This window comes from Ornithinimicrobium sufpigmenti (assembly GCF_004322775.1).
GTDB classification, from domain to species: Bacteria; Actinomycetota; Actinomycetes; order Actinomycetales; family Dermatophilaceae; genus Ornithinicoccus; species Ornithinicoccus sufpigmenti.
In genome coordinates this window covers 3,121,119-3,139,560 of sequence record NZ_CP036403.1, presented here as the reverse complement: position 1 = coordinate 3,139,560, position 18,442 = coordinate 3,121,119, and the positions used below count along the sequence as shown (strand labels likewise).

The 18,442-nt window shown below is 67.3% G+C and carries 12 protein-coding genes and 3 rRNA genes; 14 read left to right on the top strand and 1 reads right to left on the bottom strand.

The window, feature by feature from the left end:
* The first annotated feature begins 63 nt into the window (after positions 1–63).
* From rpsM to pulA, 12 genes are all read left to right on the top strand, one after another.
* Positions 64–438, top strand: coding sequence for a 30S ribosomal protein S13 (gene rpsM / locus ESZ52_RS14405; protein ID WP_131105542.1), 375 nt, complete (start codon positions 64–66; stop codon positions 436–438).
* Between the two features lie 161 nt (positions 439–599).
* A complete protein-coding gene (rpsK, locus tag ESZ52_RS14400) occupies positions 600–1,007 on the top strand; it encodes a 30S ribosomal protein S11 (protein ID WP_131105541.1) in 408 nt (135 codons plus the stop codon).
* Positions 1,008–1,034: 27 nt separating this feature from the next.
* Positions 1,035–1,643: a 30S ribosomal protein S4 gene (gene rpsD, locus ESZ52_RS14395; RefSeq protein ID WP_131105540.1), complete on the top strand. Its 609-nt coding sequence runs from the start codon at positions 1,035–1,037 to the stop codon at positions 1,641–1,643.
* Positions 1,644–1,807: 164 nt separating this feature from the next.
* Positions 1,808–2,830, top strand: coding sequence for a DNA-directed RNA polymerase subunit alpha (locus tag ESZ52_RS14390; RefSeq protein WP_131105539.1), 1,023 nt, complete (start codon positions 1,808–1,810; stop codon positions 2,828–2,830).
* Between the two features lie 41 nt (positions 2,831–2,871).
* Positions 2,872–3,585 carry a 50S ribosomal protein L17 gene (rplQ, locus tag ESZ52_RS19770; RefSeq protein WP_238154613.1) on the top strand — a complete coding sequence of 238 codons (714 nt, stop codon included), beginning with the start codon at positions 2,872–2,874 and terminating at the stop codon, positions 3,583–3,585.
* A gap of 205 nt (positions 3,586–3,790) precedes the next feature.
* Positions 3,791–4,630: a tRNA pseudouridine(38-40) synthase TruA gene (truA, locus tag ESZ52_RS14380; RefSeq protein ID WP_425600020.1), complete on the top strand. Its 840-nt coding sequence runs from the start codon at positions 3,791–3,793 to the stop codon at positions 4,628–4,630.
* Positions 4,631–4,640: 10 nt separating this feature from the next.
* On the top strand, positions 4,641–5,615 hold the full coding sequence (locus ESZ52_RS14375) for a zinc-binding dehydrogenase (protein WP_131105537.1): 975 nt from the start codon (positions 4,641–4,643) through the stop codon (positions 5,613–5,615).
* A 452-nt stretch (positions 5,616–6,067) separates the two neighbouring features.
* Positions 6,068–7,591 (top strand): 16S ribosomal RNA (locus ESZ52_RS14370).
* Between the two features lie 423 nt (positions 7,592–8,014).
* A 23S ribosomal RNA gene (locus tag ESZ52_RS14365) occupies positions 8,015–11,150 on the top strand.
* 138 nt (positions 11,151–11,288) lie between these two features.
* Positions 11,289–11,405 (top strand): 5S ribosomal RNA (rrf, locus tag ESZ52_RS14360).
* The 16S, 23S and 5S rRNA genes sit together here, the layout of an rRNA operon.
* Positions 11,406–11,498: 93 nt before the next feature.
* The gene (locus ESZ52_RS14355; protein ID WP_238154453.1) at positions 11,499–13,826 is read left to right on the top strand and encodes a 6-phosphofructokinase; all 2,328 of its coding nucleotides are present in this window, start codon (positions 11,499–11,501) and stop codon (positions 13,824–13,826) included.
* A gap of 9 nt (positions 13,827–13,835) precedes the next feature.
* Complete coding sequence (pulA, locus tag ESZ52_RS14350) at positions 13,836–16,520, top strand: pullulanase-type alpha-1,6-glucosidase (protein WP_131105535.1); 2,685 nt, start codon at positions 13,836–13,838, stop codon at positions 16,518–16,520.
* Between the two features lie 60 nt (positions 16,521–16,580).
* Here pulA and ESZ52_RS14345 read toward each other — a convergent pair whose 3' ends face one another.
* Complete coding sequence (locus tag ESZ52_RS14345) at positions 16,581–17,216, bottom strand: winged helix-turn-helix domain-containing protein (protein WP_131105534.1); 636 nt, start codon at positions 17,214–17,216, stop codon at positions 16,581–16,583.
* Positions 17,217–17,396: 180 nt separating this feature from the next.
* Here ESZ52_RS14345 and rplM point away from each other — a divergent pair, with 180 nt between their 5' ends.
* Both rplM and rpsI read left to right on the top strand, forming a co-directional pair.
* Positions 17,397–17,840: a 50S ribosomal protein L13 gene (gene rplM / locus ESZ52_RS14340; protein ID WP_131105533.1), complete on the top strand. Its 444-nt coding sequence runs from the start codon at positions 17,397–17,399 to the stop codon at positions 17,838–17,840.
* 11 nt (positions 17,841–17,851) lie between these two features.
* Entirely contained in the window at positions 17,852–18,355 is a 504-nt protein-coding gene (gene rpsI, locus ESZ52_RS14335) for a 30S ribosomal protein S9 (RefSeq protein ID WP_131105532.1), read from the top strand.
* Positions 18,356–18,442 lie beyond the last annotated feature (87 nt).

Below are 18,442 nucleotides of genomic sequence, written 5' to 3'. Positions count from 1 at the left end.
ACCACAGAGGATGCGGACCGGTGTTGCACCAGACTCTCGCAAGAATCCAAGGAGCACTGCCACATGGCACGACTCATCGGTGTCGACCTGCCGCGCGACAAGCGCGTCGAGGTCGCTCTCACCTACATCTTCGGCGTGGGCCGTACCCGCGCCGTCCAGACGCTGACCGCGACGGGTGTCGACCCGTCCGTCCGCGTCAAGGACCTGACGGAGGAGCAGCTGGTCGCTCTGCGCGACCACCTCGAGGGCAGTTACCGCCTCGAGGGTGACCTGCGCCGTGAGGTGGCCGCCGACATCCGTCGCAAGCAGGAGATCGGCAGCTACCAGGGCCTGCGGCACCGCCGCGGTCTGCCCGTGCACGGTCAGCGCACCAAGACCAACGCGCGCACCCGCAAGGGCCCCAAGCGCACCGTCGCCGGCAAGAAGAAGGCCAAGTAACCAAGTCACACGGGGGCGCTGCCCCCGTGCACCCCGCTGGGGCTCCGCCCCAGACCCCGGAGGTGCGCGGACTCACGTCCTCGTGATCCCGCAGGGCCCACCCCCTGCGACTACTCGGCCCAGTTGCCGCCCACACTGCATACCTCATCAGGAGAAACCACATGCCCCCCAAGAGCCGTCAGGCCAGCGGTGCGCGCAAGGTGCGCCGCAAGGAGAAGAAGAACGTTGCCCTCGGGCAGGCTCACATCAAGAGCACGTTCAGCAACACCATCATCAGCATCACCGACCCCACCGGTGCCGTCATCGCCTGGTCCTCCTCGGGCCAGGTCGGTTTCAAGGGATCCCGCAAGTCGACCCCGTACGCCGCCCAGATGGCTGCCGAGGCCGCCGCCCGCCGGGCGATGGACCACGGCATGCGCAAGGTGGACGTCTTCGTCAAGGGGCCGGGTTCGGGTCGCGAGACCGCGATCCGCTCCCTGACCGCCGCAGGCCTGGAGGTCGGCGCGATCAGCGACGTCACCCCCCAGGCCCACAACGGCGTTCGTCCGCCCAAGAAGCGCCGCAACTGAGCACCGGAAGGAACTAGGTAGAACATCATGGCCCGTTACACCGGACCCATCACCAAGAAGTCCCGCCGGCTCAAGGTCGACCTCGTCGGCGGCGACAAGAGCTTCGACCTGCGCCCGTTCCCCCCGGGGCAGCACGGCCGTCGCCGCAGCCAGGAGAAGGAGTACCTGACCCAGCTGCAGGAGAAGCAGAAGGCCCGCTTCACCTACGGCGTCATGGAGAAGCAGTTCCGTCGCTACTACGCCGAGGCGGCCCGCCGCCCCGGTCGCACCGGCGCCAACCTGCTGGTCATCCTCGAGTCCCGCCTCGACAACGTCGTCTACCGTGCCGGCCTGGCCCGCACCCGCCGCGCCGCCCGCCAGCTGGTGACCCACGGTCACTTCCTGGTCAACGGCCAGCGCGTCGACGTGCCGTCCTACCGCGTCGAGCAGTACGACATCATCGAGGTCCGTCCGCAGTCGGTGGAGACCTTCCCGTTCGAGCTGGCCCGCCAGACCTTCGGCGACCGCCCGATCCCGGCCTGGATGAAGGTCGTCCCCGGCTCGCTGAGGATCCTCATCCACCAGCTGCCCACGCGTGAGCAGATCGACACGATCCTCACCGAGCAGCTCATCGTCGAGTTCTACTCCAAGAACTGACCCGCTGGGGCTTCGCCCCAGATTCCGGTGCAGGTATGGCGTGTCCACGCCATACCTGCACCGGTCCGTCCGGACCGTGGACAGAGATGGTCCGGGCAGGAGCCGAGAGGCTCCACGTTCACGCGGCGTCATATAGCGGTCGCCCGTGGGAAGGACAAAGAACAGTGCTCATCGCACAGCGCCCCATCCTCTCCGAGGAAGTCGTCTCCGAGACCCGCTCCCGGTTCATCCTGGAGCCCCTCGAGCCCGGATTCGGCTACACCCTCGGCAACTCCATGCGCCGGACCCTGCTCTCCAGCATCCCCGGCGCCTCGCTGACCAGCATCCGCATCGACGGCGTGCTGCACGAGTTCTCCACGATCCCGGGGGTGAAGGAGGACGTCACCGAGATCATCCTCAACCTCAAGGGCCTGGTCGTCTCCAGCGAGCACGACGAGCCGGTCGTGATGTACCTGCGCAAGCAGGGTCCCGGCCCGGTCACCGCCGCCGACATCGCCCCGCCGGCCGGCGTGGAGGTGCACAACCAGGACCTGCACCTGGCCACCCTCGGTGAGTCGGGAAAGATCGAGATGGAGATGACCGTCGAGCGTGGCCGTGGCTACGTCTCCGCGGCCCAGAACAAGTCTGGTGAGCAGGAGATCGGGCGGATCCCCGTCGACTCCATCTACTCCCCGGTGCTGGCCGTGACCTACAAGGTCGAGGCCACCCGTGTCGAGCAGCGCACCGACTTCGACCGTCTCGTCCTCGACGTCGAGACCAAGAACTCGATGGCCCCCCGCGACGCCGTCGCCTCCGCCGGCCGCACCCTGGTCGAGCTGTTCGGCCTGGCCCGGGAGCTGAACGTCGAGGCCGAGGGCATCGAGATCGGCCCCTCGTCCGGGGAGGGCGCGCTCGCCTCCGACCTGGCGCTGCCGATCGAGGAACTGGACCTGACCGTCCGGTCCTACAACTGCCTCAAGCGCGAGGGCATCCACAGCGTGGGTGAGCTCGTGGGCCGCAGCGAGGCCGACCTGCTGGACATCCGCAACTTCGGCGCCAAGTCCATCGACGAGGTCAAGGACAAGCTCGCCGAGATGAGCCTGGCCCTGAAGGACAGCCCGCCCGGGTTCGAGGGCGCGAGCAGCTACGAGGACGGCAGCTACGACGACGAGGGTGACGCCGCCTTCGCCGAGGACGAGCAGTACTGAGCAGTCAGTACGGCAGATAAGAAACTGACGAAGGAGAACCCATGCCTGCCCCCAAGAAGGGTCCGCGCCTCGGCGGCGGTCCGGCGCACGAGCGCCTGATCCTGTCCAACCTCGCGACCGCGCTGTTCGAGCACGACCGCATCACCACCACCGAGGCCAAGGCCAAGCGCCTGCGCCCGCTGGCCGAGCGCCTGGTGACTTTCGCCAAGCGCGGTGACCTGCACAACCGCCGCAAGGTGATGGCGATCATCCGGGACAAGGGTGTCGTGCACCGACTCTTCACCGAGATCGGTCCCGACGTCGCCGACCGCGAGGGTGGTTACACCCGGATCACCAAGATCGCTCCCCGCAAGGGCGACAACGCCCCGATGGCGGTCATCGAGCTCGTCCGCGAGCCCGTCGCCAGGAAGGCCGTCGTGCGTCAGGCCGAGGGCGCGACCACCCGTGCCGCCAAGGACAGCGCCCCCGCCGCGCCGGTGAGCGACGCCGAGCTGGCCGCCGAGGAGCCGACCAGTGACGACGCCGCCGTCGACCAGGCCCAGGCCGAGGTGGAGGCCGCCGACGCCGCCGCCGAGCAGGGCGCCGGGGTCGCGGCTCCGGCCGAGACCGTCGAGGTCGCGGACACCGAGAGCGCCGAGGACACCACCGAGGCCGCCATGGTCTCTGCCGGTGCCGACGACGCTCAGGCGGACGACGCCGCCGCGGACGCTGCCGACGAGGCTGCTGCCGACGGCGAGGACGCCGACCAGAAGTGAGCTGACCGCGCCCGTCACGGCGCGCTCATCCAGGGCCGTCTCCCCACGGGGAGGCGGCCCTGTGGTCTGTCCAGGGCGTCCTGTCGATCCACCCGCCTCCTTGCCTCGCTTCCCGTGCCTCGCTTCCCGTCCCTCGCTTCCCGTCCCTCGCTTCCCGTCCCTCGCGCCCACAGAACGGCGCGTGGCGGGTGGCAGGATGGGCCCCGTGCGTGTGCGCCTGGACTTCGCCTACGACGGGACCGACTTCTCCGGCTGGGCCCGGCAGCCGGGCCTGCGCACGGTCGAGGAGGAGCTGGCCGCTGCGCTGGGGAGGGTGCTGCGCGTCCCACCGCCGCGGCTGACCGTGGGCGGACGGACCGACGCCGGGGTGCACGCCCGCGGCTCCGTGTGCCATCTCGACGTCACCCCGCAGGTATGGGGTGCCCTGCCCGGGCGCTCGGACCGCACCCCGGGTGCCGCGCTGGTCACCCGCCTGCGCGGAGTGCTCCCCGAGGACGTCGTGGTGCGGGCCGCCACGGAGGTCCCGGACGCCTTCGACGCCCGGTTCTCGGCCCTTCGCCGCCGGTACACCTACCGCATCTGCGACCGGCCCGCCCAGCTGGACCCGCTGCGGCGCAGGGACACCGTCATCGTGCGACGGCCGCTGGAGGTCTCCGCCATGGATGCCGCAGCCCGATCGCTGGAGGGGCTGCGCAACTTCGCGGCGTTCTGCCGGCCCCGGGAGGGCGCCAGCACGGTGCGGACCCTGCTGCGGCATACCTGGCGCCGGGACCAGGACGGCATCGTGGTGGGGACGGTGGAGGCCGACGCCTTCTGCCACAGCATGGTCCGGGCCCTGGTCGGCTCCGTCGTCCCGGTGGGGGAGGGGAGGCGTCCGGTGACCTGGCCCGAGGAGGTCGCCGACCGCGCGGTGCGCGACCCGAACGTCCAGGTGATGCCCGCCCACGGGTTGTGCCTGGAGGAGATCACCTACCCCGAGGGGGAGCAGGCGCTGGCCGCCCGGGACCTGGAGAGTCGCGCGGTGCGCTCGCTGCCCGGGCGCTAGGGTGACGGGCATGCTGGCTGCGTATGCCGAGTCCCTCCACCCCGACGACCCGCTGGCCGGTCTACGGGTCGACGAGCGTCCCGAGCCGCAGGAGCGGCCCGGTTGGGCGGTCCTTCCCGTCGTGGCAGCAGGGCTGAACCACCACGACCTGTGGTCGTTGCGGGGGGTGGGCCTGCCGGAGGAGCGGCTGCCGATGATCCTGGGCTGCGACGCGGTGGCCCAGCACCCCGAGCACGGTGAGGTGGTCATCTACCCGGTGCTGTCCGGGACTCCGGGCTGGACTGGCGACCTCACCCTCGACCCCCGCCGCTCGCTGCTGTCGGAGGTGCACCAGGGCACCCTGGCCGAGCTGGTGACAGTGCCCGAGGGACAGTGGGTGCCCAAGCCCGAGCACCTGGGCGCGGTCGAGGCGGCCGCCCTGTCCACCTCGTGGCTCACGGCCTACCGGATGCTGTTCACCCGAGCCGACGTGCGGCCCGGCGACACGGTGCTCGTCCAGGGAGCCGGCGGCGCCGTCTCGACGGCCCTGATCCAGCTCGGTCACGCGGCGGGCCTGACCGTCTGGGTCACCGGCCGAGACGAGACCAAGCTGCGCAGGGCGCAGGACCTCGGCGCTGCGCGCGCCTTCGAGGTGGGGGAGCGGCTGCCGGCGCGGGTCGACGCGGTGCTCGAGAGCGTGGGTGCGGCGACCTGGTCCCACTCGGTCAACGCACTGCGTCCCGGTGGGGCGATCGTCATCTGCGGGGCGACGTCCGGCGACGCCCCGCCCAGGGCGGAGCTGACCAAGATCTTCTTCAAGCAGCTGCGGGTGCTCGGCTCCACGATGGGAAGCCTGGAGGAGCTGACCGCCCTGAGCCGGTTCGTGCAGACCAGCGGGCTCCGGCCCGAGGTAGACAGCACCTACCCCCTGGCGCAGACGCGCGAGGCCCTGGCGAAGATGGAGCGCGGAGACGTCGTGGGCAAGATCGGCATCACCGTCGGCTGAGCCCTTCAGGGCCTCATCAGCGCGCTGACCTGCGGCGATGTCCGCTCGACCGGCCGGCTGGCGGCCACCGTGGGCGCCGATTTGCCTCGTGGGCCGAGGACGCTGTACTGTTCTATCTCGCTGCCGGACGCGAAAGCGGAGGTGGCCCAGCCGCTCGGCACCCACCTCCACTCACATCCGCCAGGATGACGATTTGGAGCAGCGGAGCAGAGCATGTAGGCTGGAGAGGTTGCCCCGGACGGGGAAGGCCACCAGGCCCGACTCGTCGGTGTGTGTCCGATTCTTGAGAACTCAACAGCGTGTCAGATTTATTGATGCCAATTGTTTGTTTGTCGTGCCTGGTCTGGTTTTGGCTGGGTTGGGTGCGGCGTTTTTTGACTGCCATGTCTTGACCCCCCGTTGGGGTGTGGTGGTTTTGCTTGTGATCTGGCTCTTGATAAGGGTTTAGGTTTTTATCGGAGAGTTTGATCCTGGCTCAGGACGAACGCTGGCGGCGTGCTTAACACATGCAAGTCGAACGATGAAGCGCAGCTTGCTGCGTGGATTAGTGGCGAACGGGTGAGTAACACGTGAGTAACCTGCCCTCCACTCTGGGATAACTCCGGGAAACCGGTGCTAATACTGGATATGACTGTCACTCGCATGGGTGGTGGTGGAAAGATTTATCGGTGGTGGATGGACTCGCGGCCTATCAGCTTGTTGGTGGGGTAATGGCCTACCAAGGCGACGACGGGTAGCCGGCCTGAGAGGGTGACCGGCCACACTGGGACTGAGACACGGCCCAGACTCCTACGGGAGGCAGCAGTGGGGAATATTGCACAATGGGCGAAAGCCTGATGCAGCGACGCCGCGTGCGGGATGACGGCCTTCGGGTTGTAAACCGCTTTCAGCTCTGACGAAGCTTTTTGTGACGGTAGGAGCAGAAGAAGCACCGGCTAACTACGTGCCAGCAGCCGCGGTAATACGTAGGGTGCGAGCGTTGTCCGGAATTATTGGGCGTAAAGAGCTTGTAGGCGGCTTGTCGCGTCTGCTGTGAAAGCCCGGGGCTTAACCCCGGGTCTGCAGTGGGTACGGGCAGGCTAGAGTGTGGTAGGGGAGACTGGAATTCCTGGTGTAGCGGTGGAATGCGCAGATATCAGGAGGAACACCGATGGCGAAGGCAGGTCTCTGGGCCATTACTGACGCTGAGAAGCGAAAGCGTGGGGAGCGAACAGGATTAGATACCCTGGTAGTCCACGCCGTAAACGTTGGGCGCTAGGTGTGGGTCCCATTCCACGGGGTCCGTGCCGCAGCTAACGCATTAAGCGCCCCGCCTGGGGAGTACGGCCGCAAGGCTAAAACTCAAAGGAATTGACGGGGGCCCGCACAAGCGGCGGAGCATGCGGATTAATTCGATGCAACGCGAAGAACCTTACCAAGGCTTGACATGCACCGGACGACTGCAGAGATGTGGTTTCCCTTTGTGGCTGGTGCACAGGTGGTGCATGGTTGTCGTCAGCTCGTGTCGTGAGATGTTGGGTTAAGTCCCGCAACGAGCGCAACCCTCGTTCTATGTTGCCAGCGGTTCGGCCGGGGACTCATAGGAGACTGCCGGGGTCAACTCGGAGGAAGGTGGGGATGACGTCAAATCATCATGCCCCTTACGTCTTGGGCTTCACGCATGCTACAATGGCCGGTACAAAGGGCTGCGATCCCGTGAGGGGGAGCGAATCCCAGAAAGCCGGTCTCAGTTCGGATTGGGGTCTGCAACTCGACCCCATGAAGTCGGAGTCGCTAGTAATCGCAGATCAGCAACGCTGCGGTGAATACGTTCCCGGGCCTTGTACACACCGCCCGTCAAGTCACGAAAGTCGGTAACACCCGAAGCCGGTGGCCCAACCCCTTGTGGGAGGGAGCTGTCGAAGGTGGGACTGGTGATTGGGACTAAGTCGTAACAAGGTAGCCGTACCGGAAGGTGCGGCTGGATCACCTCCTTTCTAAGGAGCTCAACGGCCTCGCCCGCTGCTGGTGGGTGGGGTTGGTGGCCGCGTGGTGCACCCGAGTGTGGTGCCCGTGGTTGCTCTGGGTGGAACATCGATAGGTCAGTTGCTGCGCCTTCTGGTGCTGCATGTCGTGAGTACGGCTCGTCCTCTGCTGTTGGTGGGGGGTGGGTGTGGAAAGTGGGGTGTGGTGGTGGGGGTGTGGTGCTTGGCACGCTGTTGGGTCCTGAAGGATCGGGCCCTGTCTTCCTGGACATGCGCGCACTGTGTGCGTGGGTGTGCAGGGGGTGGGTCGGGTGTCCTTTGGTTGCTGGGGCCGTTGACGTACGCCGGTTGTGCTGGTGTGGGTTGGTGGTTGGCCTGGTTGTTGGTTGAGAACTGTACAGTGGACGCGAGCATCTTAAGTCTTTGTGTGACTTTTGTTAAGTTTTTAAGAGCGCACGGTGGATGCCTTGGCACCAAGAACCGAAGAAGGACGTAGGAATCTGCGATAAGCCTCGGGGAGTCGATAACCAGACTGTGATCCGAGGGTGTCCGAATGGGGAAACCCGGCCAGCTTCATCGCTGGTCACCCGCACCTGAATATATAGGGTGTGTGGAGGGAACGTGGGGAAGTGAAACATCTCAGTACCCACAGGAAGAGAAAACAACATGTGATTCCGTGAGTAGTGGCGAGCGAAAGCGGATGAGGCTAAACCGAGCACTGTGTGATACCTGGTAGGGGTTGCAGTGTCGGGGTTGTGGGAGTGTCACGTTCCGGGTCTACCAGCCCGGTGCACAGTAAGAAATTCTGCGTGTAGGTGAAAGGTCTGGAACGGCCTGGCGAAGACGGTGAGACCCCGGTAGCCGAAACATGTGGGACTGTGTGTGATGCCACCCGAGTAGTACGGGGCCCGAGAAATCCCGTACGAATCTGGCAGGACCACCTGCTAAGCCTAAATATTACTTGGTGACCGATAGCGGACAAGTACCGTGAGGGAAAGGTGAAAAGTACCCCGGGAGGGGAGTGAAATAGTTCCTGAAACCGTGCGCTTACAATCCGTCGGAGCCTGCCTTGTGTGGGTGACGGCGTGCCTTTTGAAGAATGAGCCTGCGAGTTAGTGCTCAGTGGCGAGGTTAACCCGTGTGGGGTAGCCGTAGCGAAAGCGAGTCCGAATAGGGCGTTTGAGTCGCTGGGTCTAGACCCGAAGCGGAGTGATCTACCCATGGCCAGGGTGAAGCGCGGGTAAGACCGCGTGGAGGCCCGAACCCACTTAGGTTGAAAACTGAGGGGATGAGCTGTGGGTAGGGGTGAAAGGCCAATCAAACTCCGTGATAGCTGGTTCTCCCCGAAATGCATTTAGGTGCAGCGTCATGTGTTTCTTGCCGGAGGTAGAGCTACTGGATGGCTGATGGGCCTTACCGGGTTACTGACGTCAGCCAAACTCCGAATGCCGGTAAGTGAGAGCATGGCAGTGAGACTGCGGGGGATAAGCTTCGTAGTCGAGAGGGAAACAGCCCAGATCACCAGCTAAGGTCCCTAAGCGTGTGCTAAGTGGGAAAGGATGTGGAGTTGCGAAGACAACCAGGAGGTTGGCTTAGAAGCAGCCACCCTTGAAAGAGTGCGTAATAGCTCACTGGTCAAGTGATTCCGCGCCGACAATGTAGCGGGGCTCAAGCACACCACCGAAGCTGTGGCACCAACATTTTTGCTCGGCCTGTCCTCCTTGTGGGGGTGGGTCCAGGCGTGTTGGTGGGTAGGGGAGCGTCGTGCCGGGAGTGAAGCATCCGAGTGATCGAGGTGTGGATCCGGCACGAGTGAGAATGCAGGCATGAGTAGCGAATGAAGAGTGAGAAACTCTTCCGCCGAATAACCAAGGGTTCCAGGGTCAAGCTAATCTGCCCTGGGTAAGTCGGGACCTAAGGCGAGGCCGACAGGCGTAGTCGATGGACATCCGGTTGATATTCCGGAACCGGCGAAGGACCGCCCAATACCGAGTCCGGTGATGCTAAGCGCCCGAGCCGTCCAGCCGGTCACGCACCTTCGGGTGTGTGGCTTTGGGCGGTGAGCGCGTGACCCGAGCCGGTAGTAGGTAAGCGATGGAAGGACGCAGGAAGGTAGCCTCCGCGTGGCGATGGTTGTCCACGTCTAAGAGCGCAGGGCCGGGGAGTGGTAAATCCGCCCCATCAGTGCCTCAGGCTTGATAGTGACCACGTATGTGGGAAGTAGGGTGATCCTATGCTGCCAAGAAAAGTTCCTAGCGAGGTTCTAGCCGCCCGTACCCCAAACCGACTCAGGTGGTTAGGTAGAGAATACCAAGGCGATCGAGTGAATCGTGGTTAAGGAACTCGGCAAAATGCCCCCGTAACTTCGGGAGAAGGGGGGCCGGACGCGTGAAACCCCTTTGCGGGTTAGCGCTGATGGCCGCAGAGACCAGGGAGAAGCGACTGTTTACTAAAAACACAGGTCCGTGCGAAGTCGCAAGACGATGTATACGGACTGACGCCTGCCCGGTGCTGGAACGTTAAGGGGACGGGTTAGCCGCAAGGCGAAGCTCTGAACTTAAGCGCCAGTAAACGGCGGTGGTAACTATAACCATCCTAAGGTAGCGAAATTCCTTGTCGGGTAAGTTCCGACCTGCACGAATGGCGTAACGACTTCTCCACTGTCTCAACCGCGAACTCGGCGAAATTGCACTACGAGTAAAGATGCTCGTTACGCGCAGCAGGACGGAAAGACCCCGGGACCTTTACTATAGCTTGATATTGGTGTTCGGTACGGCTTGTGTAGGATAGGTGGGAGACTGTGAAGCAGCCACGCCAGTGGTTGTGGAGTCATCGTTGAAATACCACTCTGGTCGTTCTGAATGTCTAACCTCGGTCCGTGATCCGGATCAGGGACAGTGTCTGGTGGGTAGTTTAACTGGGGCGGTTGCCTCCTAAAGGGTAACGGAGGCGCCCAAAGGTTCCCTCAGCCTGGTTGGTAATCAGGTGTCGAGTGTAAGTGCACAAGGGAGCTTGACTGTGAGACAGACATGTCGAGCAGAGACGAAAGTCGGGACTAGTGACCCGACGGTGGCTTGTGGAAGCGCCGTCGCTCAACGGATAAAAGGTACCCCGGGGATAACAGGCTGATCCTGCCCAAGAGCTCATATCGACGGCATGGTTTGGCACCTCGATGTCGGCTCGTCGCATCCTGGGGCTGGAGTCGGTCCCAAGGGTTGGGCTGTTCGCCCATTAAAGCGGTACGCGAGCTGGGTTTAGAACGTCGTGAGACAGTTCGGTCCCTATCCGCTGCGCGCGGAGGAAACTTGAGAAGAGCTGTCCCTAGTACGAGAGGACCGGGATGGACGAACCTCTGGTGTGTCAGTTGTCCTGCCAAGGGCACCGCTGATTAGCTACGTTCGGACGTGATAACCGCTGAAAGCATCTAAGCGGGAAGCACACTTCAAGATGAGGTTTCCATGCACCTTTGGTGTGAGAGGCTCCCAGCTAGACTACTGGGTTGATAGGCCGGACGTGGAAGCACAGTAATGTGTGAAGCTGACCGGTACTAATAAGCCGACAACTTAACAATCCCACGGGGCTCCGCCCCGTGTACCCCGCAAAGACAAGACAAGATCTGCGTCCACTGTACGGTTCCCGACCCACAACCACCCCTGTGTCCACGTCCAGCCGTGGCACAAGGACAGAGTTGAACAAGGGTTGATCGTGTTACGGCGGTCATAGCGTCAGGGAAACGCCCGGTCACATTCCGAACCCGGAAGCTAAGCCTGACAGCGCCGATGGTACTGCACTGGAGACGGTGTGGGAGAGTAGGACACCGCCGGACCTCTTTTCAAAGGCCCGCCTGGAGCAATCCGGGCGGGCCTTTGGCATGCCCCGGAACGATCGGCTCCGGCTTCGGTCATGCCAAGATGGGGCGGTGACCGTCGCTGCCGCCTCCACGTCCCACCCGCCGACCGAGCTGGGGCCTCGGGTGGCGGTGCTCACCTCGGGCGGCGACTCGCAGGGGATGAACGCGGCCATCCGCGCCGTCGTGCGGGCGACCCTCCGGCTCGGGGGTCAGCCATACGCCATCCACGAGGGGTGGGCCGGCGCGGTTGCGGGTGGAGTCGCGATCCGCGCGCTCACCTGGGACGACGTCGGTGGCATCCTGCACATGGGCGGGACCGTGCTGGGCACGGCCCGGTGCCCCGAGTTCCGCACCCGGGAGGGGATGCGGGCGGCGGCGCGCAATCTCGTGCAGCACGGCATCGACCGGCTCGTCGTCATCGGCGGGGACGGGTCCCTGCGCGGGACCGAGGAGTTCCGTCACGAGTGGCCCTCGCTGCTGAGCGAGCTGCTCGAGCAGGGGGCGATCACCACGGAGCAGCCGCAGGCCCATCCGGTGCTGACCGTCGCCGGTCTCGTGGGCTCCATCGACAACGACATGGCCGGCACCGACATGACGATCGGTGCAGACACGGCCCTGCACCGCATCGTGGACGCCATCGACGCCCTGCGGTCCACGGCCGCCAGCCATCAACGCACGTTCGTGGTGGAGGTGATGGGGAGACACTGCGGGTACCTCGCCCTGATGGCCGCCGTCGCGGGCGCCGCCGACGCGGTCCTCGTCCCGGAGGATCCGCCGGGGCCGGACTGGCGCGATGCGCTGGTCAGCCGGCTGGAGGCCTCCCGCGAGGCCGGCCTCCGAGACCTCATCGTGGTGGTGGCCGAAGGCGCGACCGACTCGGAGGGGCACCGGATCACGAGCGGCCAGGTCGGGGAGGTCATCACCGAACGCCTGGGCGGCGAAGGAGCCAGGGTCACCATCCTCGGCCACGTACAGCGCGGCGGGCGCCCCTCTGCCTATGACCGCTGGATGCCCACCCTGCTGGGGTATGCCGCCGTGCAGCAGGTGCTGCACGGCACAGACATCCCCGCCCAGGTGGTCGGGGTCCGCGACAACCGCCTCGTACCGCTGCCTCTCGGCAGCGCGGTCGAGGACACTACGGCGGTCAAGACCGCGCTCGAGGGCGGAGACTTCGCCGCCGCACGGACGGCGCGCGGCCGCTCCTTCTCCGCACTCAGCGAGGTCGTCGCCGAGCTCTGTGCCCCGCCGCGGGTGCCCGGGCGACTCGCTGACCCGCACGGCACCGCATACCCGCCGAGCCCGACGCGGGCACCACGCCGCATCGCGGTGCTGCACGCCGGGGGCGTCGCGCCCGGCATGAACACCGCGGTGCGTACCCTCGTGCGGTCCGCGTCCGTGACGGGCGACGTGGTGCTGGGAGTGCGCGGCTCGGTCCCCGGCCTCGTCGCCGGCCGGGTCGCCGCCCTGGACTGGGCGGAGGTCGACGACTGGGTCGGGCGGGCGGGCGCCGAGCTCGGGACCCGCAGGATCGTCCCGGACGCTACTCAGACGCTGCAGATCGCCGAGACGTTGGCCCGGGAAGGCGTCGACGCACTCGTCCTGGTCGGAGGCATCGAGGCCTACCGGACCGCAGCCGTGCTGCACGGGGCCCGGGACGCGCACCCTGCGTTGGGGATCCCGATGGTGTGCGTCCCGGCCGCCATCGACAACAACCTCCCGGGCGCCGAGCTGTCCATCGGTGCCGACACCGCCCTCAACACCATCACCGCCGCGCTGGACAAGCTGCGCATGTCCGCCTCGGCGACCCAGCGGTGCTTCGTGGTGGAGACGATGGGCGGTCCCTGCGGCTACCTGGCGATGATGAGCGGTCTCGCAGCCGGGGCCGAGCGGGTCTACCTGCCGGAGGAGGAGATCGGGATCGTGGACCTGGCCGAGGATGCGGAGCGGATGACCCGCACCTTCGGGCAGGGCCGGCAGCTGTGGCTGGCCATCCGTGGGGAGCAGGCCAACGCGAACTACTCGGCCGAGCTGATGACCCGGATCTTCGAGGAGGAGGGCGGCGACCACTTCGACGTCCGACGGATCGCCCTCGGCCACGTGCAGACCGGCGGGGAACCCACGCCCTACGACCGGTTGCTCGCCACCCGGCTCGTCCGCGCAGCCCTGGCGCACATCGACCACGAGCTGACCGCCGGAGCAGCCAGCGCCTGCTACATCGGCGAGGTCGACGGACAGGAGCGGATCACCCCCATCGACCACCTCGCCGAGGAGATGGAGCCCACGCTGGACCGGCCACGCAGCCAGTGGTGGCTCGACCTGCGACCGGTGGGCTCCGTCGTCTCCGACCGGCATGCCACGACCCCTGTCGTCGGTGTGCCCGTCGTCGGCGGCAGCTGAGGAGCGGGCATGTCGGGCGAGCCCCTTGACCTGTCGCGAGCCCGCGCGCACTGGATCCGGCGGGACCTGGTGGCCCTGCCGCCCGGTGCGCTGCCCACCGGGTGCCCGGTCGAGCACCTGTCCTGGTCGCTGGTGGTCGCGGCGGACGGTGGCCTGGACCTCGACCGCCTGGTCGCCGGGTCGCAGGATGGTGCCGAGGAGCTGCCGCTGCGGCTCCAGGCGGGGCCCCTGCCTGAGTCCGTGGCCGACGCCTGGCCTCACCTGAAGGGTGCCTACCCGCTTCACCTGGCCGACCCGGACGCGGCCCGTGCCGAGGACCTCCTGCGCGGCCAGACCGCGCTGCTCGTCCGTGACCCGACCGGGGCCGTGATGGTCGCCACGTCCGTCCAGGTCCCAGGCGTGCTGGACGACCTGTATGCCGCGTCCGCCACCGGCCGTTCCTACGGCCCCAGCTGGACCACCGACGGCCACGGGCTCCGCGTGCCCACCCTGACCCTGTGGGCCCCCACCGCCCGCGGGGTGACCCTCCTGCTCTGGGAGGAGGTGCAGGCGCAGCACCCGGCCGAGGCCTCCTTCCCCGTCGGCGAGCCGGTCCGGGTGGCGATGCACCGGCAGCAGGACGGCGCCTGGACGGTGACCGGCACCCCGGAGTGGACCGACCGGTGCTACCTGTACGAGCTGGAGCACGTCATACCCGGCAGTGGCGCGCGCCGGACCGTCCGCAGCACCGACCCCTGGTCCGTCGGTCTGGCCCTCGACTCCAGGTGGTCGGTCATCGTGGACCTGGAGGATCCCGTCCACGCACCGGCACGGTGGCGCGAGGCCCCGCTGCCGCCGCCGATCCGTGCCGTCGACCAGGCGATCTACGAGCTGCACGTGCGTGACTTCTCCCGGGGCGATGACCGGGTGCCCGACGGGCTCCGTGGCAGCTACCTGGCGTTCGGGCAGCCGGGGCACGGCCGCGACCACCTGCGCGCGCTGGCCGAGGCGGGGCTGAGCACCGTGCACCTGCTGCCCACCTTCGACCTGACCTCGATCCCGGAGGACCCTGCCGAACAGCTGCACGCCGACCCTGACGAGCTCGCCGCGCTGCCACCGGACTCGGCGGAGCAGCAGAGGCGGGTGCGCGCGGTGGCGGGCCGGGACCCGTTCAACTGGGGTTACGACCCCTGGCACTTCCTGGTTCCGGAGGGGTCCTACACGTCCACGCCGGGCGAGGCCCACGGTGGCCGCCGGACCGCGCAGTTCCGGGACATGGTCGGCGTCCTGCACGAGCTCGGCCTCAGGGTGGTGCTGGACCAGGTCTACAACCACACCACCGACTCCGGGCTGCACCGCACCTCGGTGCTGGACCGCGTGGTGCCCGGCTACTACCACCGGCTCGACGGGGACGGGCGGGTGGAGACCTCCACGTGCTGCCAGAACGTGGCGACCGAGCACGCCATGGCGGAGCGGCTCATGGTGGACGGCTGCGTGCTGTGGGTGCGGCACTACCGGGTCGACGGCTTCCGCTTCGACCTCATGGGACACCACAGCCGCGCCACCATGATGGCCGTGCGACGGGCGCTGGACGCACTCACCGTCGCCGAGCACGGCGTCGACGGCAGCGCGGTCCTCCTCTACGGCGAGGGCTGGAACTTCGGCGAGGTCGCCGACAACGCCCGCTTCCACCAGGCTGTGCAGGGGCAGCTGGCCGGCACCGGGATCGGCACCTTCAACGACCGCCTGCGCGACGCCGTGCGGGGAGGCTCGGTCCACGACCCGGACCCGCGGACCGGGCTGGGTTTCGTCACGGGTGGGCCGACGGGGGAGCGCGTCGACCAGATCCAGGTCGGCCTCGCCGGCGGGTTGCGCCGGATCAGCTTCCGGTCCCAGGCCACGGGGCAGCAGGTGACCGGCGAGCGGGTGCCCTACGGCCAGGCGCCCACCGGGTATGCCGAGTCGCCCGAGGAGGTGGTCAACTACGTCGACGCCCACGACAACGAGACGCTGTGGGACACCCTGGTGCTCAAGCTCCCGCAGGGGACGTCGATGAGGGAGCGGCTCCGGCGCAACACCCTGGCGCTGGCCACCGTGACCCTGTCGCAGGGCATCTGCTTCTGGCACGCGGGGGCCGAGCTGCTGCGCAGCAAGAGCCTGGACCGCAACAGCTACGCCTCCGGCGACTGGTTCAACCATCTTGACTTCGCCCTCGGCGACAACGGCTTCGGCCGCGGGCTGCCTCCGGAGCCGGACAACGGGACGCGGTGGCCGGTCATGCGTCCGTTGCTGGCCGACCCCGCCCTGCTGCCGTCCGCGCAGGACCAGGCCCATGCGGTGGCGTGCGCCCACGACCTGCTGCGACTGCGCGCGGCTCACCCGCTGCTGCGGCTGGGCTCCGCGACGGCGATCCTGGAGAAGGTCACCTTCCCCGTCTCCGGCACGGCGGACGGGGCGGACGACCTGGTGGTGATGCTGGTCGACGACCTGCGCGGGCCACGCAGCGACGCACCGGAGTCCGGCGTCCTCGTCATCCTCAACGCGGGCGGCGGGCGTGAGGTGAGGCTGCCCGCGCTCGCGGGTCAGCGGTGGCAGCTCTCCCCGGTGCAGCGGACGGGGGTGGACGAGGTGGTCACAGGCGCGCTGTGGGATGTGGCTGAGGGCCGGGCCAGCGTCCCGGGGCTCTCGGCCGTCGTGCTGGTGCGGCCGGGCTGAGCGGTATGCCGGGATCGCGGTGAGAGCGGGACGGATCAGGACGGATCGGGGCGGAGCCGGTCAGGGTGAGCGGCGGTCGACCGGCAGGGCGCAGGTGTAGACGACCACCCGCTTGGCCTGGGGGTTGCCCTGACCGACCCGGCGATAGCGCTCCAGCACCTCCAGCAGCTCGGCGCGCAGCGCGGTGGCCTGTTCGGCGGTGACCTGCACCGTGTGGTCCTGCAGGCCGCACACGTCCTGCCAGACCGGGTCCCAGGCGTGCTGCTCGGTCAGCCAGGACCGCGCTCGGTCCCCGAAGTGGGCGAGGTAGTCCAGCGCGAGCCAGTCCACGGCATGTGCGTCGTCCTCGTCGACGTCCTCCTCGCCGCCCCCGGAGCTCACGGTGACCAGGCCGACGTCCTCCTGCGCCACCGCCTCCCACACCCTGCGCCGGCCGGTGCCAGTGGCAGTGTCCTGGACCAGGCCGACGGCCTCGAGCTGACGCAGGTGGTATGACGTGGCGCCGGTGTGCGTGTCGAGGGCCCGGGCCAGGTCGCTGGCGGTGGCCCGGCCGTGCACGCGCAGCTCGGCCAGGATCCGGCTGCGCAGGGGATGGGCCAGGGTCCGCAGCGCGGACCGCTCCGAGGTGCGGGGGCTGGTGCGCTCCCCGCCGCGCTCAGGACGGCGGGCGGCCCCGGCGTCGTCTCGGGCGGTCATGCCCGCAGCCTACGCGGCGCGACGCGGATGCACAATAGTTATGCACAAACACTCGGCATCGCGTCCTGGGCCACCCCTCCAGGGTGCTCTGACCTGCAGATTTGCCCGTTTTGGGTGGTGCCGACAGCGTCGGTAGACTTGAGGGGTTGCCCAATCACACACCAGACGAAGGTTAGGCAGATGCGAACCTACACCCCCAAGGCCGGCGAGATCACTCGCGCCTGGCACGTCATCGATGCCACGGACGTCGTCCTGGGTCGGCTGGCGTCCCAGACGGCGATCCTCCTGCGCGGCAAGCACAAGACGATCTTTGCCCCGCACCTCGACACCGGTGACCACGTCATCATCATCAACGCCGACAAGGTGGCCCTGACCGGCGCCAAGCTGGAGCAGAAGAAGGCCTACCGGCACTCCGGCTACCCCGGTGGCCTGAAGGCCGAGAGCTACGAGCAGCTGCTCGAGAAGAACCCCGCCCGGGCCGTGGAGAAGGCCGTGCGCGGCATGCTCCCCAAGAACTCCCTGGGTCGACAGGTGATCACCAAGCTCAAGGTCTACGCCGGCGACGCCCACCCGCACGCGGCCCAGCAGCCGGTGCCCTATGAGATCTCCCAGGTCGCGCAGTAAGGAACATGACGATGACTGACACCACCCTTGACGTCGACACCGACGAGTTCGACGAGAACGCGATCTCCGAGTACACCACCGAGTCCGAGGCTCCCACCGAGGAGCAGGCCCAGCGCCGCAGCGCCTCGGTCCCCGGCGCCGGCACCGGTCGCCGCAAGCAGGCCGTGGCTCGCGTCCGGATCATCCCGGGCACCGGCGAGTGGCGGATCAACGGCCGCACGCTGGAGGAGTACTTCCCCAACAAGGTGCACCAGCAGATCGCCGGCGAGGCCCTGGCCCTGCTCGAGCTGGACGGCGCCTACGACGTGCTGGTCCGCGTGCACGGCGGAGGCCCCTCCGGTCAGGCCGGCGCGGTCCGTCTCGGCGTGGCCCGCTCGCTCAACGGCGTGGACCCGGAGCTGAACCGCCCGGCCCTGAAGAAGGCCGGCCTGCTCACCCGTGACGCCCGCGTGCCGGAGCGCAAGAAGGCTGGTCTGAAGAAGGCCCGTAAGGCGCCGCAGTACAGCAAGCGCTGATCCTCCCGGTCCTGCTGGACCGACCACGAAGGGGGCGCGACATCTGTCGCGCCCCCTTTCGCGTGCGGCATACTGCCAAGTCGACTG